The sequence below is a fragment of the Microbacterium sp. Gd 4-13 genome, from assembly GCF_003095395.1.
GTDB lineage: Bacteria > Actinomycetota > Actinomycetes > Actinomycetales > Microbacteriaceae > Microbacterium.
Genome location: NZ_QEIJ01000001.1, coordinates 580,530 through 602,349, shown reverse-complemented (window position 1 = coordinate 602,349; position 21,820 = coordinate 580,530). Strand labels below are relative to the sequence as shown.

Genomic DNA, 21,820 nt, shown 5'->3' with positions numbered 1-21,820 from the left:
GTCGGGGCGACAGGATTTGAACCTGCGGCCTCCCGCTCCCAAAGCGGGCGCTCTACCAAGCTGAGCTACGCCCCGGGCGGTGCACGCGGACGTGCGACGATACGGCCCCGAGAAGTCTAGACGATGGGGCCGCCACCACCCGCCGGACGGGGCGGATGTGCAGAACGGGCGTCCGGAACCGGTAGACTTTCGGATGCTGCGGCTGAGCCGCGGATAACTGAAAATCGCGGGGCTGTAGCTTAGTGGTAAAGCCTTAGTCTTCCAAACTAATGATGCGGGTTCGATTCCCGTCAGCCCCTCCAAAGATCATCCATTCGGTTGATGCGCCGCCTCTCCCCCTCGGGTTGGCTGGGGGAATGGACGTTTTCGCCCTCTTCCACCCGACGGCTTCCGACGCGCGCGACGAGTGGCAATCGAAACAGGAGCTCCCCGCTCCCGCGCCCACTCCCGGCGATGGTCCGGGGGTCATCCACGGCGGGCGCATCGTCATCGAACTCGGCTGACGCGGCGATCCGCGTCACTCCGGCCGGTCGCCGATCACGTCGGCCGCCGCGCGGTGCTCGTCCAGCCTTGCCCGGTAGACCTCCGCGTTGCGGAGGATCTTCGCCTTCTCATCGTCGGTGAGTTCGCGACGCACCTTCGCGGGGACGCCGGCCACGAGCGATCCCGGAGGGATCACGGCCCCTTCCCGTACGACCGCTCCCCCGGCCACCAGGCACCCTTCGCCGATCACGGCGCCGGAGAGCACCACGCTCCCCATCCCGATCAGCGTCCCGTCACCGATGGTGCACCCATGGACGACCGCGTTGTGGCCGACCGACACGTTCTCACCGATGCGCACAGGATGCCCCTTGTCGACGTGCACGGAGACGTTGTCCTGAAGGTTGCTGCCGGCCCCGATGACGATGGTGTCGCCGTCGGCCCTGAGCACCGCGTTGTACCAGACGCTCGATTCCCGTTCGAGCGACACCGCCCCGATCACCCGGGCGCCCGCGGCCACGAAGGCCGATTCATGAACGAAGGGGACCGCCTCGCCGAGGCGGAGAACACTGGCATCGTTGGCGCTGGTCATCCATCGACCCTACTGACAGACCCCGACGAAGCTCGGCCGCGTCGTGCGATGAGCCGTCCGCATCCGCTCACCGCGTCATGGCATCTCTCAGCGCCGCGGTGATCTGAGGTGCGAGCGAATCGGCGAACGTCACGGTCACGTGGTCCTGGTCGCGATAGATGTTCGCGCCTCCGACCACGGGATGACAGACCTCGTCGTCGCAGTACACGTCGGTGAAGTCGAGGAGCGTGACGAGGTCTTGCCCGTCCGCCGCGCCGCGCAGGGGGTCGTTCTCGACGAGGACGTCGGCCCGGGCACCCGCGCATTCCGCTGCGTCACGCGTGCGCAGGCACTTGTTCGGGTCGGTCTCCCAGACCGGATTGTCGACCACCGTCACCACGGGGATCCCGCGATCGGTCATGGTCGACCAGGCCTCTCTGTACCCGGCCACCGCTGCGTCGTACGACGAGTCATAGCCGGCCGACGAGTACGGTGTCGTCGCGATCGCCGCGGTGAACACGGCGTCGAACTCCTGCGAATCGAGGCTCTGCTGCACGCCGGCGCGCCAATCGGAGCACGCGTCTCCGAACGCTCCCGGCGTCGACAGGGGCGTCGCGTTCCAGGGGCACGCGCCCTTGAAGAAGGTCGTCAGGTGCCATCCCTCGGCATCCGCAACGCGCTGCATCGTCGAGAGGAGCTGGAAGGCGTGGCTGTCCCCCACGAGAGCGATACGCGGGGCGTCGGGTGCGTCGGAGCCGAAATCGCACTGCTGGGCGCGTGAATCGTTCAGCTGGATGAAGCACTGCTCGTCACCCGGCCGATCGACGCCGGCGAAGCCCGGGGCGGGGAGGATGCTGTCGCCGAAATCCGCGGTCTCGCACCCCTGTTCGAGCACCGACGCCGCTCCGAAGCAGTCGGGCGGGTCTTCGCGCAGTTGCGCGAGGGTGGTGACCCCGTCGCGGTAGGTGGTCGCGTTGACGGCCCATGCCCCACCGGCGGTGAGAGCGACGACGAGCATCGCCGCGAGCGAGGTCCACAGCGTCACCTTCGCGGGCCGGGAGGTGAGCACCTTCCAGCTGCGCGTCGGATCTTCGACGAACCTCTTGGTCAACCAGGCGAGCACGAAACAGATGCCCAGAAGGGCGACGCGGTGGTAGATCGTCAGACCCCAGAACGGAACAGACGGGGCGATGACGATCAGGGGCCAGTGCCACAGGTAGAGCGAGTAGGAGATGTCGCCGATGAACTGAGCCGGACGGAGGGACAGCACCCGCGTCGGGTACCACCAGCGGTCGGTGTTCGATGCAGCGATGATGGCCGCGGCGCCGAGCGTCGGGAGAGCCGCCATGTAGCCGGGGAACGGTGTCTGACCGTCGAAGCGGAAGGCGACGAAGAGAAGAACGACGACCCCGCCCCAGCCGAGGACGAAGCTCAGCCATCGATTGCGCACGCGCAGTATCGGCACGAGGGCGATCATCGCGCCGACCCCGAACTGCCACATGCGCGTGAAGGTGACGAAGTAGGCCGGCGCAGGGTTCGTGAGGGTGAAGACGACACAGAAGACGAACGAGGCCACCGAGACGGCGCCGAGCGTGATGAGCACCGTGCGGCGCACGTTTCCGCGGATCCACTTCACCGCGACCCAGGCGGCGAGCAGCATGAGGAGCGGCCAGACCACGTAGAACTGCTCCTCGAGCGACAACGACCAGTAGTGCTGGACCGTTGTCGGTTCGCCGCCGTGGTTGAGGTAGTCGGCCGACGTGAAGGCGAGGAACCAGTTCTGCACGTAGAACGTGGAGGCGACGATCTCCTGCACCTCGTTCGGGAGCGCCGACGTGGGGGTCAGATAGGGGGACATCGCCACGAGCGCGCAGACGAGGAGGACGAGCAGCGATGCTGGCAGCAGACGCCGCGCGCGGCGCGCCCAGAATTGGCCGAGCTTCACCGTCCCGGTCGCGGCGAGTTCCCGCATGAGGTGACCGGTGATGAGGAACCCGGAGATGACGAAGAAGATGTCGACACCGACGTAACCGCCCGGAAGACGAGCCGGCCAGAAGTGATACAGCACGACGAAGAGCACCGCGATCGCCCGGAGCCCCTGCACGTGCGGCAGGAAACGAGACGGCTCCGCATGCTCGGGCGAGCGGTCGGACCGAAGCCTCGCCCGCGTGGCGACGGGCTCACCGAGGTTCTGCGGTCCGGAGCGGGAGTCGGCGCCGGAGCGAGAGTCAGCGGAGTGCACCCCTCGACGGTAGTCGACGGCGCACACAGACCCGGGAACGACGCGTGTTTACACGGGCGTAAGCCGAGCCTCAGCTTGCTTGCGGAATGCGGGGGGCTGAGTAGCGTTGGCATCCATAGGGGCACGATGTGCCCAGCATGGAGGCGAAAATGACTGACATCCACACCACTTCCGAGACCGCGACGGTCGCCGACCCCACGATGGCCGCCGCCACCGCCCAGTTCCTCTCCCCCGTCGTCCTCGGCCTCGAGGCACTCGTCGTCAACGGCAAGCAGGCGCACTGGCATGTGCGCGGCGCGAACTTCATCGGCGTCCACGAACTGCTCGACACGATCGTGAGCCACGCTCAGGCTTGGTCCGACCTCGCCGCCGAGCGCATCGTCGCCCTGGGGCTGCCCATCGACTCGCGCCTGCAGAGCGTCGCGTCGAAGGCGAAGCAGACCAGCGTCCCCGCCGGGTTCGCCCCGTCCGACGTCATCATCCGTGCGGTCCTCGCCGACATCGACGCCGTCCTCGGAGACCTGCAGGCCGCTGTCGACGGACTCGACGAGACCGACCTCACCAGCCAGGACGTCGCGATCGAGATCAAGCGGGGCCTCGACAAGGACCGCTGGTTCCTTTTCGCGCACCTCGCCGCGTAACCACGCACTCTACGACGAAGGGCTCCGGGTCGATCCCGGAGCCCTTCGTCGTATCACGTGCGGTGCGTCATCCGCCCGCCCAGCAGCGTCGCCGAGACCTGCATGCCGCGCAGTTCGAGTTCGGACGCGCCCAGCGGGTCGTTCTCGCAGAGGGCCAGATCAGCCAGTGCCCCAGGCTCGATGCGCGCACCGCCGCGCGAGCCACCGGCCGTCGACGCGGCCAGCGCGACCGCCGCGTTGATCCGTTGCTCGGGCCGCCAGGGTGTTCTGCCGTCCCGGGTGCGGTACACCGCGCCCGCGATGGCGGCCCAGGGATCGAGCGGCGAGACCGGTGCGTCCGACCCGAGGACGAGGTTGACACCGGCGTCGGCGAGAGCCCGCAGCGGGTAGGCCGTCGCGGTCTGGGACGCCCACATCTCGTCCGTGACGTCGCGGTCGTCTATCGCGTGCTCGGGCTGAACGCTCGCCGTGACGTCCAGACGGGCGAACCGCGGGACGTCGGCCGCGGCGACCAGCTGCGCATGCTCGATCGTTCCGACCGCGCCGGTCGCCGCGAACGCATCGAGGGCGTGGGAGTTCGCGACGTCTCCGATCGCGTGGATCGCGCACTCCAGCCCCGCACCGGTCGCACGCATCATGAGATCGGTGAGGGTTGCGGGATCGACGGTCAGCACGCCCCGGTTGTGCGGGTCGTCGGAGTACGGGTGCCCGCACGCTGCCGTCCGCGTACCGAGCGAGCCGTCGGTGATCACCTTCAGCGGCCCGGTGCGGATGAGGCTGCCCGCCGAACCTCGAACCGGATCGCCCGTCCGCAGCCCCTCGGCGATCGCGCGGTCGAGATGCTGCGGGTAGATGCCGTAGCGCACGCGCAGCACGTCGAACCCCGCGGCCGCGCGCCGCATCCACGGCTCGTCGTTCCACGTCATGTCGAGGTCGACCATCCCGACGACGCCGCGGGCCGCAGCCGCTCGCGCGGCTTCCTCTACCAGCCGATCGCCCCCGAGCGGATCCGCGGCGTTCAGCCGGCGCGAGATCTCGAAGGCATCCTCCTCCCGGAGGAACCCCGAGGGGTCAGCGGGGAATCCCTCCCGGGCGAAGGCCGCAGTGTTGAGCCACACGCTGTGGACGTCGGCATTGATGAGGTAGGCCGGCTGGTCACCGGTCGCCTCGTCGAGCAGCGCGAGCGACGGCTCATCGGGCCACAGCGCGTCGCGGAACCCGACGCCGATGCGGCGTCCGTCGATCGGCGTCGATGCCGCCATGATCGTGACCGCCTCGCGCGCGGTCGTCGCATGACCCAGGTCGATCCGCCGGGAGACCAGAGCCCACTGCAGCGCGTGCACGTGGTGGTCCCACAACCCGGGGATGAGCCACGAGCCGTCTGCATCGACGACCTCGCCCACCGCACGCAGAACCCCGGTGGGCGCGATGTCGACGATGCGTCCGGCGGCGATGAACACGTCGAAGGCGCCGTCGTGCGGCAGCACCTCCCGTCCCGCTCCGGCGATGCGGGCAGCACGGATCGTGCCGATCTGCGCCCCGATCATCGCTGCACGCGCGCGTCCGCCGCGCGCCGCATCTCGGCGGCGAGCTCGGGCTGCGCGTACGCCCCGGCGCCGCTGAGCTCGGCGATGATGGTCTCGACCACATCGGGCGTCTTGTTCTGACTCAGCTTCCGCTTCGCGACGATCCTCGTGGGCGTCATCCGGAATCCGACGGTTCCTCTTTCGAGCCGCTCGACGAAGGTGTCGTCGTTCGGTCTCTGCCACAGCATCCGCGGCTCGGGCACCCGCCGCTCGAAGTGCTCGACCAGTCGGTCGAGCACGCGCAGGTTCTCTTCCGGCGCGAGGATCTCGGGGACGCCCGTGAGGTGGGCCGACACGAAGTTCCAGGTGGGGACGGCGGCCGCGCCGCCGTACCAGGACGGCGAGATGTATCCGTGCGGGCCCTGAACCACGAGCATCAGCTCGCGCTCACCGAGCCCGAGAATCAGGTCGTCGGGCTTGCCGACGTGCCCGACCACGGTGAGGTCGTCGCGATCCTCGTCGAGCAGGACCGCGTAGTGGGAGGCGACGAGACCGTCGTCCGTACTGCTCACGAGGGTCATCCAGGGGTTCAGCTCGATGAGACGACGCAGCTCGCCCACATCGGTCATCGCGAAGCTCGGGTTCTGCCGCATCCGCTCAGCCTAGAGCCGTCACGCCTGGCACCGGGGACACCAGTACAGCTTCCTCCCGGCCGCTTCCTCGACGATGATCGACGTCCCGCAGACCCGACACGGCAGGCCCGCACGGTGGTAGACCCAGTGGCGATCGTCGCGGCTGGCCATGGCCGCGCGATACGCCTGGGGGTCGAGGTCGTCCATCGTCATCATCTGGCCGGCCTCGACACCGATCGCGAGGAGCCGCACCCAGTCGCGCCACAGGCCGCGCACGATCTCCTCGGGCACGTCGCGCCCGGGCGTGTGGGGGTTCTGACGCGCTCGGAAGAGCATCTCGGCTCGATACACGTTGCCGATCCCGCTGATGACGCTCTGATCCATGAGCAGCAGGCCGATCGCCGTCGGCTTGCGACGAACGACGGAGACGAAGCGCTCCTCCCCCTCGACGACATCGTCGACGAGCGGGTCGGGTCCGAGCTTGGCGATCGTCGAAGCGACCTCATCGGGTGTCTGGATCTGGCATGCCGTCGGCCCGCGGAGATCGGCGCACGTCAGTTCGGTGAGCAACCGGAGCCGCACCTGGCCCACGACGGGCGGGGGCCATTCGGTCTCCTCCTCGAGCCCTCGCGTCTGCTCCGACATCCGAACACGACCCCGGGCGCGCCGGGGAGCCCCGATCGACGACAGGGAGTTCTCGCCCGCCGCATCCATGATCGGCTCGTCGTTGTCGTCATCGACGACCGTGCCGCGCTGATTCGTCTGACCCATGCGCCCGTTCGACGAGGCGATGGTGGGATCGACGATGATGTCGCCGGCGAAGTCCCAGGCGCCGTACATGCCGAGGTGCACGCGCAGCCAGACGTCATCGAACTCCAGGAACATCTGCTTGCCGACCGCGCGCACCGATGTCGCCTCACGACCATCGAGAATCGAGGCACCGTCGGCGAAGCGCCCCTGGGGGCTGGATGCTGCGACGCGGCGCCCGACGATGTTGCGGTCGAACTGGCGGGCGATGCGGTGGACGGAGTGTCCCTCCGGCATCAGCCTGCTTCCGGATCGAAGGCGTCGATGTCTTCCCCGCCCCGGATCGCCGCACGGGGGTCGGGCAGCAGCGAACCGTCGTTCTCGAACGCGGCGAGCTGGGCGATGCGCCGCGCGTGGCGTTCCTCATCCGAGAACGGCGTAGCGACGAAGCGGTCGATGAAGGCGACGGCCTCGTCGAACGTGTGCTGGCGCGCCCCGATCGCGATGACGTTGGCGTCGTTGTGCTCGCGGGCCAGTTCGGCGGTCGCCATATTCCACACGAGCGCCGCTCGCACCCCGCGCACCTTGTTCGCCGCGATCTGCTCGCCGTTGCCCGAGCCTCCGAACACCACGCCGAGGGTGTCGATGCCGGCGGCCTGGTCGCGGACCACGGCCTGCGCTGCCCGGATGCAGAACGCCGGGTAGTCGTCGACCGGGTCGTACTCGATGGGGCCGTGATCGACGACCTCGTGGCCCTGTGCCGCGAGGTGGTGCTGGAGCTGGGTGGAGAAGTCGAGACCCGCGTGGTCGGTCGCGATGTGGATGCGCATGGCACTCATCCTAGAAGTGCGTCGGGACAGAAGTCGGGATCAGGGAAGCACACCGGATGCCGCGGGCTTGAAACCCGCTCGCACGTTCTCGCAGCAGCCCGGCCGGCAGACGTCGAACCACGGCCCGAGCTTCGTCTCATGGGGGCGCTCCGAGGCGGGCGTGCCGTTGAGGCGCTCCTCGATGAGGTCGACGAGACCGGCGACGTAGGCCGGATCCACGCCCGGCGTCGGTGTGCGCACCGCGCGGATGCCGACCTCCTGCGCCGACTCCATCGCCTCGGTGTCGAGGTCCCACAGCACCTCCATGTGGTCGCTGACGAAACCGAGCGGCACGATCACGACGGCTTCCACGCCACGGCCCGGCAGCTCGGCGATCACGTCGTTGACATCCGGTTCGAGCCACGGCTGCGTGGGCGGGCCCGAGCGCGACTGGTAGACGAGCTCCCAGTCGAGCACGCCCTCCGACCCCGGGACGGCGGCGTACACGGCGTCCATGACGACCTCCGCGACGGCTCGGTGCTGGGCCGCGTACGCGCCGCCCTCGCCGAAGTCGACGTCGCGGGGGCCGGAGCGATCAGCGTCGGCGGTGGGGATGGAGTGCGTCGAGAACAGCACCTGGATGGCGGAGGGATCGACGTCCTGAGCGACGAAGGCCTGCACCGCGTCACGGACTCCGGTGACGAAGGGCTCGACGAAGCCCGGGTGGTCGAAGAACTGGCGCACCTTGTCGATGGTGACCGACGCTCCCGCTCCGGTCTCGGTCAGCACGCGCGCGAAGTCCTCGCGGTACTGCCGGCAGCTGGAGAAGGAGCTGTAGGCGCTGGTGGCCACCGCCAGCAGTGTCGTGTCGCCGGCCGCGGCGGCATCCGACACGGCCTCCTCGAGGTACGGCGCCCAGTTGCGGTTGCCCCAGTAGACGGGGAGCCCGAGGCCGCGGCGGGCGATCTCGGCCTCCAGCGCCGCCTTCAGCGCGCGGTTCTGGGCGTTGATCGGACTGATGCCGTCGAAGTGGCGGTAGTGGTGGGCGACCTCTTCGAGACGCTCATCGGGGATGCCGCGACCCCGCGTGACGTTGCGCAGGAACGGGATCACGTCGTCCTGCCCCTCCGGGCCGCCGAATCCGGCGAGGAGGATCGCGTCGTACGCGACCGGTGTCTCGACGTGAGGAGCACCTGACGACGCGGCGGGCGATGCGAAGAGCACGGTCGCGGGGGCGTCGGCCGGGGCTGGCTGGAGGGATTCGTTGGCGGTCACGCCGTCGATTCTTCCATTCCCGACGCCTCGCTTCGCCGGGTTAGCTCGATGGTGTAACGAACCACCCCTCCGCGCCGATCGGCCCCGGAGATAGGGTGGGACGGTTGTCGTCGGCGCCAGCCGCGTCGCGCAGCATCCGACCCCTCTACCCCTGGGAGAACGTCAGTGCCTGGAGAGAACCTCACCCGCAGCGAAGCGCAGCAGCGCCGCTCCGTCGTCGACCCGGCCGCGGGCGGTGGCATCGAGTACGAGATCGCGCTCGACCTGACGCGAGGTGCGGAGGTCTTCGGTTCTCGTACCGTCGTCCGTTTCTCCGCGGTCGAGGGCGCCGACACCTTCGTCGACCTCATCTCGGGCTACGTTCACTCGATCACGCTGAACGGCCGCGACGTTCCGGTGTCAGCGCACTCCGACTCGCGCATCGCCCTGAGCGGCCTCGAAGCACGGAACGAACTCGTCGTTGTCGCCGACTGCAGCTACACCAACACCGGCGAGGGCCTGCACCGTTTCGTCGACCCGGTCGATGGCGAGGTGTACCTCTATACGCAGTTCGAGGTTCCCGACTCCCGCCGCGTGTTCGCGGTGTTCGAGCAGCCCGACCTCAAGGCGACGTTCCAGTTCACGATCACGGCCCCCGAGACCTGGGTCGTCGTGTCGAACTCGCCGTCGCCCGAGCCCGCCGGTCAGGGCGAGGGGGTCGCCACGTGGACCTTCGAGCCGACCCCGCGTATCTCCTCGTACATCACGGCCCTGATCGCCGGCCCCTACGAGTCGACCTTCTCGGAGCTCACGAGCGCCTCCGGCCGCGTGATCCCCCTCGGCGTGTTCGCGCGCAAGAGCCTCTGGGAGCACCTCGACGCCGACTACGTCTTCGAGAAGACCCGGCAGGGCTTCGCGTACTACGAGGAGAAGTTCGACTACCCGTACCCCTTCGCGAAGTACGACCAGCTGTTCGTCCCGGAGTTCAACGCCGGAGCCATGGAGAACGCGGGCGCGGTCACGTTCACCGAGACGTACGTCTTCCGCAGCAAGGTGACGGATGCGGTGAAGGAACGCCGCGTCGTCACGATCCTCCACGAGCTCGCCCACATGTGGTTCGGCGATCTCGTCACGATGAAGTGGTGGAACGACCTCTGGCTGAACGAGTCGTTCGCCGAGTGGGCCTCGACGATCGCGACAGCCGAGGCCACGGAGTGGACCGAGGCCTGGACGACCTTCAACGCCATGGAGAAGACCTGGGCCTACCGCCAGGACCAGCTTCCCTCCACCCACCCCGTGGTCGCGGAGATCAACGACCTCGAAGACGTGCAGGTGAACTTCGACGGCATCACCTACGCCAAGGGTGGCTCCGTGCTGAAGCAGCTGGCGGCGTGGGTCGGCATCGAGCAGTTCTTCGCCGGCGTCGCCGCCTACTTCGCCAAGCACGAGTGGTCGAACACCGAGCTCGGCGACCTGCTGACCGAGCTCGAGGCGACGAGTGGCCGCGAGCTCGGCGCGTGGTCGCGAAAGTGGCTCGAGACCGCCGGCGTGAACACGCTCTCCCCCCTGCTGGAGGAGTCGACCGACGGCACGCTCTCGCGTTTCGCGATCGTGCAGACGGCCCCGGCCGACTACCCCACCATCCGCCCGCACCGCCTCGCGGTCGGCTTCTACTCGCTGAAGGGCGGCTCGCTGCAGCGCGTGCACCGCATCGAGCTCGACGTCGACGGCGACCGCACCGACGTGCCCGAGCTCGTCGGCGTCCGGCGCCCCGACCTCGTGCTCCTCAACGACGAAGACCTCGCGTACGCGAAGATCCGTCTCGACGAGCGGTCGCTGGCAACGGCCATCGCGCATCTGAAGGACATCAGCGACCCGCTGGCCCGCTCCATCGTGTGGGGAGCAGCCTGGGACCAGACGCGCGACGCCGAAGCATCCGCCACCGACTACGTCGACCTCGTGCTGCGCAACATCGGCTCCGAGACGGAGTCGACGACCGTGCGCACGACGCTCGCCCAGCTGCAGCTCGCAGCGAATTCCTACGTCTCACCCGAGAAGCGCGACGAGACCCGGGCCAAGGTCGCTGACGCGATGTGGGAGCTGGCACGAGCCGCAGCCCCCGAGAGCGACAGCCAGCTGCAGTTCGTCACCGCCTTCGCCTCCGCCGCCGCCACCGACGCGCAGTGGGCCCGGGTGCGCGCGCTCCGCGACGGCGACACGACGCTCGACGGTCTCACCGTCGACACCGACCTGTCATGGCAGCTGCTGGTCTCGCTCGCCGCCGGCGGTGCCGTTGCGGCGAAGGACATCGACGACGCCCTCGCCGCCGACAACACGGCGAAAGGCGGCGAGTTCGCGGCGCAGGCGAAGGCCGCACTCCCGACGGTCGAGGCGAAGCGGGCCGCGTGGGACTCCCTCGTGGTCAAGGACGACGCCCCGAACACGATCGTGCGCGCGGCGGCAGCCGGACTCGTACACCCCGCCGGCGTGAGGGTGCTGCGTGACTTCGTCACGCCGTACTTCGACATGCTGCTGCCGATCTGGAACTCGCGCAGCTACCAGATCGCGCAGTACCTCATCGTCGGGCTCTACCCGGCGGCTCTCGCCGATACCGCGCTGCGCGACGCGACGCGCGCATGGCTGGCCGAGAACGCCTCGGCGCCCGCAGCGCTGCGTCGTCTCGTGAACGAGAACCTCGCCGGCGTCGAGCGCGCCCTGTCGGTGCAGGAGCGCGACGCCGAGTAGCACACGGACCCACTCGAACGCCTCGGAGCCCAGCCGGCTCCGAGGCGTTCGTCGTTAACATGGGAGGGATGCCCTCCTTCCACGCCGCGCCCTCCCCGGAACCCACCGACCCGCCCAACCCCGGCGTGGTCCTCACCCCCGAGTTCTGGCAAGCGGTACTGGACTGGCTGCGGGCAGCCGGCATGAACCTGCTCGGCGTCGCCGGCATCATCGTCGTGGCTCTCGCGGTGTCGTGGCTTCTTCGCTCGGTCATCCGTCGAGTGGTCGGCCGCGTGGTCTCCGGCGCGAAGAACAAAGCGAACGTCGACGACACGCAGGCACTGGAGCGATCGCCGCTCGCGGCCGTGCGGCTCGTCCAGCGCACGCGCACGCTCGGCACGATCCTGCAGAACATCCTCAGCGTCATCATCGTCGTCGTCGCGCTCGTGCTCATCGTCGGTGTCGTCGCCCCCGACGTGCTCGCCTCGCTGACGCTGCTGACCGCCGCCGTGGGTGCGGGTCTCGGCTTCGGCGCGCAGAACATCGTGAAGGACGTCCTCAACGGCATCTTCATCGTGGCGGAAGACCAGATCGGCATCGGAGACGTGGTCGACCTCGGGCTCGCCACCGGCGTCGTCGAGTACGTGAGCGTGCGCGTCAGCCACGTCCGTGACGTGAACGGCACGCTGTGGTACGTCCGCAACGGCGAGATCCTGCGCATCGGCAACATGTCGCAGGGGTGGTCGAGGGTCATCATCGACCTCGCGGTGCCGGCCAACGCCGACATCCCGGAGGTCGAGGCAGCCATGCTCGCCGCGGCGAAATCGCTCACCGACGAGCCGAAGTGGCGCTCCCGCATCATCGAGCAGCCCGAGGTCTGGGGTCTCGAGTCGGTTTCCGGCGACGCGCTCGTCATCCGCCTCGTCATGAAGACCCGCGCCAACGCGAAGGACGACGTCGCCCGGGAGCTGCGGATGCGGTTGAAGAACGCGATCGACGAACTGGGTCTCACCCTTCCTCAGCTGAACTCGATCACCCTCAGCGGACTCGAGGGCGCGCAGCGGGTGCGCGGGGCGAATCCTCCCCGCACCCGGCCCAACCCGGTGACCGTCGAGCATCGGCCGGTGTGGAAACCGCGCAAGCGATCGAAGACGAACGACCAGGGCCGCGAAGCCCGCGAGCAGAAGACACCCCCCGCCACCAAGGCGAAACCCGATACCGGCGAGGAAGACCAGTGACCGAGCAGACGAGCTTCTACGACGAGATCGGCGGGATGCCCACGTTCCGGCGACTCGTCGACACGTTCTACCGGGGAGTGGCGGGTGACGAGGTGCTCAAGCCCATGTACCCCGAAGAGGACCTCGGTCCTGCCGCCGAGCGATTGACACTCTTTCTCGCGCAGTACTGGGGCGGCCCCACCACCTACAGCGAGCAGCGCGGTCACCCGCGGCTGCGGATGCGGCACCAGCCGTTCCACGTGAACCCCGACGCCCGCGACCGGTGGCTCTCTCACATGCGCGCTGCCGTCGACGAACTGGAGCTCTCCCCCCTGCACGAGGCCACGCTGTGGGATTATCTGCAGAGGGCGGCACTGGCGATGGTGAACACCTTCGAGCCGACCGGCATCGGAACCCCTTCCGACGGGCGTTCGGCCCCGGGGCTGCCCGTCTCGAGCCGGAGCGACAGCGCCGACTGACATCGCACGACGACGAAGGAGTCGCCATGTCCGCTCGCATCTACGACACCGACGTGCTCGTCGTCGGGTGGGGGTTGGCCGGGCTGGTGGCGACGCGCGAGGCGCTCCTTGCGAACAAGCGCGTGGTGATCGTCGACCAGGAGCCCCGCACGAACCTCGGGGGCCAGGCGTGGTGGTCGTTCGGCGGCCTCTTCCTCGTCGACTCTCCGGAGCAACGCCGTCTCGGTGTGAAGGACTCGCTCGACCTCGCGCGGCAGGACTGGTTCGGCAACGCCGGCTTCGATCGTGCGGAAGATGCGTGGCCCCGCCGGTGGGCCGAGGAGTATCTGCACTTCGCCGCCGGTGAGAAGCGCTCCTGGTTGCGCGGGCTCGGCCTGGGCTTGTTCCCCGTGGTGGGATGGGCCGAGCGCGGCGGATACGGCGCGATCGGCCCGGGCAACTCGGTGCCTCGGTTCCACATCGCGTGGGGAACCGGTCCGGGCGTGCTCGCTCCGTTCCTGCGCGCGGCCGATGAGGCCGAGTCGGACGGGCGCCTCCTGGTGCTCCCCCGACACCGCGTCTCGGAGCTGGCGGTCCATGACGGCGTGGTCACGGGCGCGGTGGGCGATGTCCTGGCACCGAGCCTCGCCGAACGGGGCGCCGCCACGAACCGCGACGTGATCGACCGCTTCGACGTGCGTGCGCGTGCCACGATCGTCTCGTCCGGCGGAATCGGGGGCAATCACGACCTCGTGCGGGCGATGTGGCCCGAACGCCTGGGTACCGCGCCCGCCACGATGCTCTCGGGGGTGCCCGCCTACGTCGACGGCTCCATGCTCCCCGTGGCCGAAGCCGCCGGAGGGCACGTGATCAACGCCGACCGGATGTGGCACTACGTCGAAGGCATCCAGAACTGGTCGTCGATCTGGCCCGATCACGGCATCCGCATCCTGCCCGGGCCGTCCTCGCTCTGGCTGGACGCGACGGGACGGCGGCTTCCCGTGCCCCTCTTCCCCGGCTTCGACACCCTCGGCACACTGGCTCATCTGCGCAGTACCGGTCACGACCACTCCTGGTTCGTCTTGTCCTCGCGCATCGTCGAGAAGGAGTTCACCCTCTCCGGCAGCGAGCAGAACCCCGACCTCACGGGCAAGGACGTGCCGCTCCTGGTGCGCTCGCGTCTCGGAAAGGGCGCGTCCGCGCCCGTGCAAGCGTTCCTCGACAACGGCGCGGACTTCGTCGTGCGCGACAACCTCGACGACCTCCTCGCCGGTATGCGGGCGCTCCCCGGCGGCGATCTGCTCGACGTCGAGCGCGTCCGGGCGGAGGTCGAAGCGCGCGACCGTGAGATCGTGAACGACGTCACCAAGGACGCGCAGATCGCGATGCTGCGCTCCGCGCGCGCCTTTCGCGGCGACCGTTTGGTCCGCACGGCCGCACCCCACCGCATCCTCGATGCCGCAGCGGGGCCTCTCATCGCCGTGAAGCTCCACGTGCTCACCAGGAAGTCGCTCGGCGGGCTCCAGACGGATCTACAGGGACGGGTCCTCGACGCCGGGGGTCACCCGGTGCCGGGTTTGTTCGCCGCCGGTGAGGCCAGCGGCTTCGGGGGCGGCGGCATGCACGGCTACCGGGCCCTCGAGGGCACGTTCCTCGGCGGTTGCCTCTTCTCGGGGCGCATCGCCGGACGCGCGGCGGCGGCGGTCTAACCCGCGGCGCCCGTGGAACGCACGGCCGTGAGCCCGTTGCGGACGGTGGTCCTCACCAGCACATGCCCCCGTCGCAGCGAAAGCCGACGCCACGGGCCGGCTTCGCGCACCTGGGCCTGCTCCTCGCCCGAGATGAACCCGAGAGCGAACGCCGCGAAGGCGGCGCCCAGTGGCAGACCGTCGAGGAGGGGCTCGGCCGCACCCCATACGCCCGCCCGGACGCTCTGCACGATCTCCTCGCCCGCATCGCGCGGGACGGTCTGCGCGACGCTGGCGATACCCGCCTGCGCACGCGAGGCGAGAACGGATGCGGCGACCTCGCCGACGGGTCGCCATCCCGCGCGCGGCGGCGAGATCCCGGCCCACGTCGCCGTCACGGCGGAATCGGGCAGGACGACCTGCGACGCATCGTCGGAAGCGACCGCGAGAGCGCTGCCGGGCAGCACGAGATCGCAGACGAGCTCAGGATCGATCGCGGTGGCGCGCAAGCCGAGCACCGTCGGGGTGGCGTCGAGCAGGTCGCGCGGCGCGAGCGGGGCGGACGTCATCACGAGAGTCCCCTCTGCGGCGCGCAGCCGCACGGCGCCGTCGCCAAGCTGAGCGGCGCGGGAGGCGAACGTCACGACGTCGGCGGCGCCCTGCGGATCGGGGAACACGAGGCGAGCGGACACCCGCCCTAAACTACCAAGTGGCGGGCGGATGCTCGTCGGAACGGGAGAATCACGTGCCTCACGCCCTCGATCCCGTCGCCTCGCTGCTCGCGGTGCTCGATCTCCGCGACGTGGGCGCGCGCACGACAGAGGACATCTTCACGGGTGTCTCGCAAGCGATGCCGGGCGGGCGCGTCTACGGCGGACAGGTGCTCGCTCAGTCGGTCGTCGCTGCATCCCGCACCCTCCCGGCCGAGCGCGCGCCGCACTCCATGCACGGGTACTTCCTCCGGCCGGGCGACGCCAGCGCCGACATTACGTTCTCGGTCGATCGCATCCATGACGGGCGCTCGTTCTCGACGCGGCGCACCCAGGCCTATCAGTCGGGCGTGCCGATCTTCTCGATGATCGCGTCGTTCCAGGACGCGGATCCCGGCCTCGAGCATCAGGCGCCCATGCCCGACGGGTACCCCGACCCCGATGAGCTGCCCGACATCGAGAGCGAGATCGTTCGCGCGCACCCGCACTCCGGGCGGATCTTCCGCGAACGCCCCATAGACGTTCGACACGTGCCGTCACCCATCTACGTCGAGGTCGACGAGCCCGTGGCCCGGCAGGCGGTGTGGATGCGCGTGAAACGCACTCTGCCCGACGACGCGGGAATCCACCGCGCAGCCCTCGCGTACATGAGCGACATGACCATTCAGGAGTCGATCATGCGCGCGCACGGCATCGCGTGGACGACCCCCGGGCTCAAAGTTGCGAGCCTCGATCACGCCTTGTGGTGGCACCGCCCCGCACGTGTCGACGAGTGGCTGCTCTACGTTCAAGAGTCGCCCAGCGCCCGAGGCGGCCGCGGGCTGTCGAACGGGCGGATCTACTCGCGGGACGGCTCGCTCGTCGCCAGCATCGCGCAAGAGGTCATGGTGCGGGTGCGTCAGGACGCGGAGCCCCGCCGGTAGTCGATGGGCGCTGCGATGAACGGCGCCCACGCTGCGCGCTCCAGCTCGCTCCAACGGGTCGGCCGGCCGCTCGCGGTGTCGACGATCACCACGACCGCCGTCGCGCGAGCGTAGATCACCGGGGTCTCGTCACCCAGGGGGCTGTAGACCTCGAAGCAGATGTCGGCGCTCGATCCGCCCATGCGCCCGATCCACATCTGCACGTCGAGCGGTCGCTGTCCGTAGGGGACGGGCCGGTAGTACTCGATCTCCTGGCGCGCGATGAGCGTTGCACGCGACCCGCCGCTCTCGAGCACGTCCATCTCGAAGACCGCGGTGGGAAGAGGATCGGCCTCGCCGTCGCCCTTCCAGAACGCCCGGAGCCGAGCCTCCTCGAGCAGCTTCAGCATCGAGGTGTTGTTGACGTGCCCGAGCGCGTCGAGGTCGCCCCATCGCAGATGGATGGGCACGTGGATGCGGGGGCGCGCAGCATCCGGTTCGATGGCGCTCCCCCGCTCCGAGGACGTCTCAGTCACGCGTGAGCTTGCGGTACGACGAGCGGCTGGGGTTGGCGGCGTCCGGACCGAGCCGCTCGACCTTGTTCGCCTCGTACGCCTCGAAGTTGCCCTCGAACCAGTACCACTGATCGGGGTTCTCGTCGGTTCCCTCGTACGCGAGGATGTGCGTCGCGATGCGGTCGAGGAACCACCGGTCGTGGGTGATGACCACGGCGCAGCCGGGGAATTCGAGCAGCGCGTTCTCGAGCGAGCTCAGCGTCTCGACGTCGAGGTCGTTCGTCGGCTCGTCGAGGAGGAGGAGGTTGCCGCCCTCCTTGAGGGTGAGCGCCAGGTTGAGACGGTTGCGCTCTCCACCGGAGAGCACGCCCGCCTTCTTCTGCTGGTCGGGTCCTTTGAAGCCGAACTTCGACACGTAGGCGCGCGAGGGGATCTCGACCTTGCCGATCGTGATGATGTCGAGTCCGTCGGACACGACCTCCCACAGGGTCTTCTGGGGGTCGATGTTCGACCGGTTCTGATCGACGTAGCTGATCTTGACGGTTTCGCCGATCTTGACCTCGCCACCGTCGACGGGCTCGAGCCCCACGATGGTCTTGAAGAGCGTCGTCTTTCCGACACCGTTCGGACCGATCACGCCCACGATTCCGTTGGGCGGCAGGCTGAAGCTCAGGTTCGAGATGAGCGAGCGCCCGTCGAAGCCCTTCTGCAGCTTCTTCGCCTCGATCACGATGCTGCCCAGGCGCGGGCCCGGCGGGATCTGGATCTCGTCGAAGTCGAGCTTGCGCGTGCGGTCGGCCTCGGCGGCCATCTCCTCGTAGCGTGCGAGTCGAGCCTTCGACTTGACCTGGCGGCCCTTGGCGTTGGAGCGCACCCACTCGAGCTCCTCGGAGAGGCGCTTGGCGAGCTTGGCGTCCTTCTTGCCCTGCACCTCGAGGCGCTGGCCCTTCTTCTCGAGATAGGTCGAGTAGTTGCCCTCGTATCCGATGAGGCGACCGCGGTCGACCTCGGCGATCCACTCCGCGACGTTGTCGAGGAAGTACCGGTCGTGCGTGATGGCGATGACGGCGCCGGCATACTTCTGCAGGTGCTGCTCGAGCCACTGCACGCTCTCGGCATCCAGGTGGTTGGTGGGCTCGTCCAGCAGCAGCAGGTCGGGCTTCTGGAGGAGCAGCTTGGTGAGCGCGACGCGTCGCTTCTCACCACCGGAGAGGTTGGCGATCGCCGCATCGCTGGGCGGGGTGCGCAGCGCCGACATGGCCTGCTCGAGCTGTGAGTCGAGATCCCACGCGTCGGCGGCGTCGATCTCTTCCTGCAGGGTGCCCATCTCGGCGAGGAGTGCGTCGAAGTCGGCGTCGGGGTCGGACATCAGCGCCGAGATCTCATTGAAGCGGTCGACCTTCGCCTTGATGGCGATGCCCTCCTGGATGTTCTCCAGAACGGTCTTGGTCTCGTCGAGTTCGGGCTCCTGCATCAGGATGCCGACCGAGAAGCCCGGACTGAGCTTCGCCTCGCCGTTGGATGGCGTGTCCATCCCCGCCATGATCTTCAGGATCGTCGACTTCCCGGCACCGTTCGGACCGACCATTCCGATCTTCGCGCCGGGGAGGAACGACATCGTGACGTCGTCGAGGATCAATTTGTCGCCCACGGCTTTTCGCGCGCGGACCATCTGATAGATGTACTCAGCCATATCGTTCCCAGTCTAGGGGCGCGAGCCGGGCCGTCCGAGGCGCGGGGTCACCAATCGATCGGGCGGGTGTTGCCAACGAGGCACCGACCGGCCGCGAGTCCCGGCATGACCACGGCCACGGGCTGTCCTGTCGAGGGGCCGACCTGCCCGATCAGGCACTCGTCTCCCCACCGCACCGAGAACTGCATGCTCTCTGCCGCATTGCCGACCGTCGACTGGTTCTCGGTCACCTGCATGGCCGCCTTGTCGAACCCCGCGGCGACCAGGGCATCGACGTATGCACGCCCGGTGTCGGGTCCGGCAGCGACCGACTGCACGATCTGCGCGAAATACGGGAGGTTCGCCGAAGCATCGCCGTCCGGAACGAGAGTCGGCGCCTCGGCCGTGGGCGGCGCCTCGGCCGTCGGGGTGAGCGAGACCGTCGCGGTCGGCGCGGGCTCGGACGTATCGGTGCACCCGACCAGAGCGGTCGCCGCGGCGACGGCGAGCACGACGAGGCCGGCACGGCGGGAGGCGGTGGATCCGATCACGCTGCGAGTCTACGGGCGCACCTCAGAATGGAGTGTCGGCGAGCTCGGCCTCGGGCGCGAGGTCAACCGTCGCGGCCGGAATGCCCCACCCGCCGGCGTCGGTCGCGGCGACCGGCGAGGCTCCCACGGCGACGGGCGCGGGCCCCGACGACTCCGCGACGGCCCCGACCTCAGGGCCCGACGCTCCGGGCTCGACGGCGGCGCGGTTCTTGTGGAAGGTCGTGCGCCCCCGGAGCAGATCGTGCCCGACGGCGTCCGCCTCGACCTCGACGGCGAGACCGCGCTTGGTGCCGTTGTCCCACTCGCGCAGACGCAGGCGGCCCGTGACGATCACGCGATCCCCCTTGTGGAGCGAAGCGTAGGCGTTCTCGCCGAGCGCGCGGTACGCCGACACCTGGTACCAGTTCGTGTACACATCGACCCATCGCTCGGTCGACTTGTCGAACCGGCGGTGCGTGGACCCGACGCGGAAATTGGTGACGGACACGCCGCCTCCGAGAATTCGTTGTTCCGGCTCTGCAGCGAGATTGCCCGTGAACGTGATGGTGTCGGTCATTTCGGTTCCTTTCCGTCGGGGATGCTCCGGCACCCGAGTGCCCGTCGGGCGCCGGAGCGCATCCAGCTTCGCCGTGGGGCCGACGCGGGGCGGCGCACGATGTGCTTCTGGGGATGACCACGCCGCCGTCACCCGGTGGGGAGGAGCCGATCGGCGAACCGCTGGCCCCGGGGCGCGATGTCGGAGGTCGGACATATCTTCGAACTCGGACGGAGGAACGATCATGCAGATTCTGGAGCGAGACACCCCGACATTCGACCTCCCACCGTGGGTGCGCCTCACCCGCGCGGCGCCGACGCTGTGGCGAGTGGCAGACGCTGACGGAAGACCGCTCGGCCATGTGCGTGCCATAGCGAGCGGCGACGAGTGGAGCTTCCGGGCGGAGCGCTACCACGGCGGCACGCGTTCGTTCCGCTCGCTCGGCGAATTCTGGGCCGTCTCCGACGCGTTCGACTGCCTCCGCTATCAGCGGTGACGTTCAGACCACGGCGTCGAAGCTGTCGACGAGCGCGCGAGGCGCACCGTCGTGCACGGTCGGCCAGACCTGCTCCAGGATCGACACGGCGCTGACGAGGCTTGCCGCCGGGGCCGTGAAGGGCACGCGCAGGTGGCGGTCGTAGCCGCCCTCGACCGCGAAACGTGAACCGGCCGAGAGGTACAACCCCCGCGCTCGCGCGGCCATGACCAGCCCGGAACTCAGCGGGGCATCCAGTTCGACCCACAGCGAGACTCCTCCATCGGCGGCGGGCACCCGCCACTGAGGAAGCCGATCGCGCAGCGCCGCTGAGACGGCATCGCGCCCCTGTCGCAACAGGTGGGCGCGTTGATGGGCGATCTCGTCGAGACGCGGCAGGAGCGCCTCCGCGACCGCCTGTTCGATCTCCGGCGTGCCGAGGTCGTGCACCGCCCGCGCCGAAACCAGGCGACGAATGAGCTCCACCTCCGCGCGGATCCAACCGATCCGCAGGCCACCCCACACCGTCTTGCCGAGCGACCCGAGGCGGATCAGGTCCTCCCCCCGACCGAACGGCTCCGGCTCGACCGCTCGGTCGATGTTGAGATCCGACGTGGTCTCGTCGACGACGACGAGCGTGCCCGAACGGTCGGCGGCGGCAGCGATGATCGCACGCTCCTGCGCCGTCATCGTGCGACCCGTCGGATTCTGGAAATCGGGCATCAGGTAGGCGAGCACCGGGAGGGTTCGCGCGAACGCCTGCTCGGCGCGATCGAGGTCCCATCCATCCGACGTCGTCACCGGAACGCCGACCATGCGAGCGCCGGCTCGGCGGAAGGCGTCGGCCGCGTGGGGGTAGGTGGGCGTCTCGATGAGCACTCTGTCGGCGCGGCCCAGCAGCACCGACGCGATGAGGTGGATCGCGCTCTGCGCCCCTGTCGTGATCATCACCTCGTCGGGCGACGTCGGAATCCCCCGAGCCGTGTAGCGGGCGGCGATGGCATCTCGCAGACCGGGGCGGCCGACGATGTCGTAGCCGACCGTGGAGACGAGCGTCGCAGCGCCGGCGGCCACCTCGGTGATGACGCCGGCGAGTCCCGGCCACGCCGGTGGACTCGCCTGCTGAAGGTCGATCGTCTCATCGCCGGTGGCGCGATGCCCCGGATCCGTGCGCCGCAGCGGCAGAGTGATGCTGCCGGAGCCGCGAACGCTCTCGATGTGCCCGGTGTCGCGCAGGCTCCGGTACGCGGCCGCCACGGTCGTGCGGCTCAGGCGCAGCTCGGCGGAGAGTTCGCGCTCTGCCGGAAGCGCCGTGCGCGGTGCGATCCGATTGTCGAGGCACAGGAGTCGGATGCCATCCGCCAGGGCCTCGTACACCGGCTCCTTCGACCGCCACCCTCCCAGAGAGGCAGCGAGGGAGCGGGCCGATATCCGTGAGTCCATGAATCCACATTACCGGGATTGGACTGTT

Annotated in this window: 21 protein-coding genes and 2 tRNA genes; 9 read left to right on the top strand and 14 right to left on the bottom strand. The window is 69.1% G+C overall.

Going from position 1 to position 21,820, the window contains the following annotated elements:
• Nucleotide 1: 1 nt before the first annotated feature.
• Nucleotides 2-75: transfer RNA gene (locus DEA06_RS02880), tRNA-Pro, on the bottom strand.
• A gap of 153 nt (nt 76-228) precedes the next feature.
• Here DEA06_RS02880 and DEA06_RS02875 point away from each other — a divergent pair.
• Together DEA06_RS02875 and DEA06_RS16450 are read left to right on the top strand one after the other, a co-directional pair.
• A tRNA-Gly gene (locus DEA06_RS02875) sits at nt 229-302 on the top strand.
• Between the two features lie 54 nt (nt 303-356).
• A complete protein-coding gene (locus DEA06_RS16450; RefSeq protein ID WP_165817904.1) occupies nt 357-503 on the top strand; it encodes a hypothetical protein in 147 nt (48 codons plus the stop codon).
• A 14-nt stretch (nt 504-517) separates the two neighbouring features.
• Here DEA06_RS16450 and DEA06_RS02870 read toward each other — a convergent pair whose 3' ends face one another.
• Nucleotides 518-1,072 carry a gamma carbonic anhydrase family protein gene (locus DEA06_RS02870; protein WP_116646417.1) on the bottom strand — a complete coding sequence of 185 codons (555 nt, stop codon included), beginning with the start codon at nt 1,070-1,072 and terminating at the stop codon, nt 518-520.
• Nucleotides 1,073-1,139: 67 nt separating this feature from the next.
• The gene (locus DEA06_RS02865) at nt 1,140-3,293 is read right to left on the bottom strand and encodes an acyltransferase family protein (protein ID WP_116646416.1); all 2,154 of its coding nucleotides are present in this window, start codon (nt 3,291-3,293) and stop codon (nt 1,140-1,142) included.
• Nucleotides 3,294-3,442: 149 nt separating this feature from the next.
• Here DEA06_RS02865 and DEA06_RS02860 point away from each other — a divergent pair, with 149 nt between their 5' ends.
• The gene (locus DEA06_RS02860) at nt 3,443-3,934 is read left to right on the top strand and encodes a DNA starvation/stationary phase protection protein (RefSeq protein ID WP_116646415.1); all 492 of its coding nucleotides are present in this window, start codon (nt 3,443-3,445) and stop codon (nt 3,932-3,934) included.
• 53 nt (nt 3,935-3,987) lie between these two features.
• On the opposite strand, the gene DEA06_RS02855 is transcribed toward DEA06_RS02860, so the two are convergent.
• The 5 genes from DEA06_RS02855 to DEA06_RS02835 are packed head-to-tail and all read right to left on the bottom strand — an operon-like array spanning nt 3,988 to nt 8,872.
• Nucleotides 3,988-5,481, bottom strand: coding sequence for an amidohydrolase family protein (locus DEA06_RS02855; protein ID WP_116646414.1), 1,494 nt, complete (start codon nt 5,479-5,481; stop codon nt 3,988-3,990).
• Nucleotides 5,478-6,113: an FMN-binding negative transcriptional regulator gene (locus DEA06_RS02850; protein ID WP_116646413.1), complete on the bottom strand. Its 636-nt coding sequence runs from the start codon at nt 6,111-6,113 to the stop codon at nt 5,478-5,480. Before DEA06_RS02850 ends, DEA06_RS02855 begins: the two co-directional genes overlap by 4 nt.
• Before the next feature lie 18 nt (nt 6,114-6,131).
• Entirely contained in the window at nt 6,132-7,136 is a 1,005-nt protein-coding gene (locus tag DEA06_RS02845) for a DNA-formamidopyrimidine glycosylase family protein (RefSeq protein ID WP_116646412.1), read from the bottom strand.
• Nucleotides 7,136-7,669, bottom strand: coding sequence for a ribose-5-phosphate isomerase (locus DEA06_RS02840; RefSeq protein WP_116646411.1), 534 nt, complete (start codon nt 7,667-7,669; stop codon nt 7,136-7,138). Before DEA06_RS02840 ends, DEA06_RS02845 begins: the two co-directional genes overlap by 1 nt.
• Nucleotides 7,670-7,708: 39 nt before the next feature.
• Nucleotides 7,709-8,872: a ferrochelatase gene (locus DEA06_RS02835; RefSeq protein WP_116646810.1), complete on the bottom strand. Its 1,164-nt coding sequence runs from the start codon at nt 8,870-8,872 to the stop codon at nt 7,709-7,711.
• A gap of 216 nt (nt 8,873-9,088) precedes the next feature.
• Here DEA06_RS02835 and pepN point away from each other — a divergent pair, with 216 nt between their 5' ends.
• The 4 genes from pepN (at nt 9,089) to DEA06_RS02815 (ending at nt 15,010) form a co-directional block, all read left to right on the top strand.
• Nucleotides 9,089-11,647 carry an aminopeptidase N gene (pepN, locus tag DEA06_RS02830; protein ID WP_116646410.1) on the top strand — a complete coding sequence of 853 codons (2,559 nt, stop codon included), beginning with the start codon at nt 9,089-9,091 and terminating at the stop codon, nt 11,645-11,647.
• Nucleotides 11,648-11,829: 182 nt separating this feature from the next.
• Nucleotides 11,830-12,864 (top strand): mechanosensitive ion channel domain-containing protein, encoded by a 1,035-nt coding sequence (locus tag DEA06_RS02825; protein WP_240606814.1) that lies wholly within the window; start codon nt 11,830-11,832, stop codon nt 12,862-12,864.
• Nucleotides 12,861-13,322, top strand: a complete 462-nt coding sequence (locus DEA06_RS02820) for a globin (protein ID WP_116646408.1) — start codon at nt 12,861-12,863, stop codon at nt 13,320-13,322. The genes DEA06_RS02825 and DEA06_RS02820 overlap by 4 nt, the downstream gene beginning before the upstream one ends.
• A gap of 26 nt (nt 13,323-13,348) precedes the next feature.
• Nucleotides 13,349-15,010: an FAD-binding dehydrogenase gene (locus tag DEA06_RS02815; protein ID WP_116646407.1), complete on the top strand. Its 1,662-nt coding sequence runs from the start codon at nt 13,349-13,351 to the stop codon at nt 15,008-15,010.
• Here the strand turns inward: DEA06_RS02815 and DEA06_RS02810 are convergent.
• Nucleotides 15,007-15,681, bottom strand: coding sequence for a hypothetical protein (locus DEA06_RS02810; RefSeq protein ID WP_116646406.1), 675 nt, complete (start codon nt 15,679-15,681; stop codon nt 15,007-15,009). The genes DEA06_RS02815 and DEA06_RS02810 overlap by 4 nt on opposite strands.
• Nucleotides 15,682-15,734: 53 nt before the next feature.
• Between DEA06_RS02810 and DEA06_RS02805 the strand changes: the two genes are divergently transcribed.
• Nucleotides 15,735-16,622: an acyl-CoA thioesterase II gene (locus DEA06_RS02805; RefSeq protein ID WP_240606780.1), complete on the top strand. Its 888-nt coding sequence runs from the start codon at nt 15,735-15,737 to the stop codon at nt 16,620-16,622.
• On the opposite strand, the gene DEA06_RS02800 is transcribed toward DEA06_RS02805, so the two are convergent.
• From DEA06_RS02800 to ssb, 4 genes are read right to left on the bottom strand one after another with little or no spacing between them, the layout of a single operon-like run.
• Complete coding sequence (locus DEA06_RS02800; protein WP_240606779.1) at nt 16,598-17,137, bottom strand: thioesterase family protein; 540 nt, start codon at nt 17,135-17,137, stop codon at nt 16,598-16,600. The two genes, DEA06_RS02805 and DEA06_RS02800, sit on opposite strands and share 25 nt — an antisense overlap.
• Nucleotides 17,130-18,809 (bottom strand): energy-dependent translational throttle protein EttA, encoded by a 1,680-nt coding sequence (gene ettA / locus DEA06_RS02795; RefSeq protein WP_116646405.1) that lies wholly within the window; start codon nt 18,807-18,809, stop codon nt 17,130-17,132. Before ettA ends, DEA06_RS02800 begins: the two co-directional genes overlap by 8 nt.
• Nucleotides 18,810-18,856: 47 nt before the next feature.
• Nucleotides 18,857-19,339, bottom strand: coding sequence for a hypothetical protein (locus DEA06_RS16680; RefSeq protein ID WP_240606778.1), 483 nt, complete (start codon nt 19,337-19,339; stop codon nt 18,857-18,859).
• A 22-nt stretch (nt 19,340-19,361) separates the two neighbouring features.
• Nucleotides 19,362-19,895 carry a single-stranded DNA-binding protein gene (ssb, locus tag DEA06_RS16445; RefSeq protein ID WP_165817903.1) on the bottom strand — a complete coding sequence of 178 codons (534 nt, stop codon included), beginning with the start codon at nt 19,893-19,895 and terminating at the stop codon, nt 19,362-19,364.
• 223 nt (nt 19,896-20,118) lie between these two features.
• On the opposite strand from ssb, the gene DEA06_RS02780 reads away from it, so the two are divergent.
• Nucleotides 20,119-20,370: a hypothetical protein gene (locus DEA06_RS02780; protein ID WP_116646806.1), complete on the top strand. Its 252-nt coding sequence runs from the start codon at nt 20,119-20,121 to the stop codon at nt 20,368-20,370.
• Between the two features lie 3 nt (nt 20,371-20,373).
• Here the strand turns inward: DEA06_RS02780 and DEA06_RS02775 are convergent, their stop codons facing one another.
• Nucleotides 20,374-21,792: a PLP-dependent aminotransferase family protein gene (locus DEA06_RS02775; protein WP_116646403.1), complete on the bottom strand. Its 1,419-nt coding sequence runs from the start codon at nt 21,790-21,792 to the stop codon at nt 20,374-20,376.
• Nucleotides 21,793-21,820: the final 28 nt, after the last annotated feature.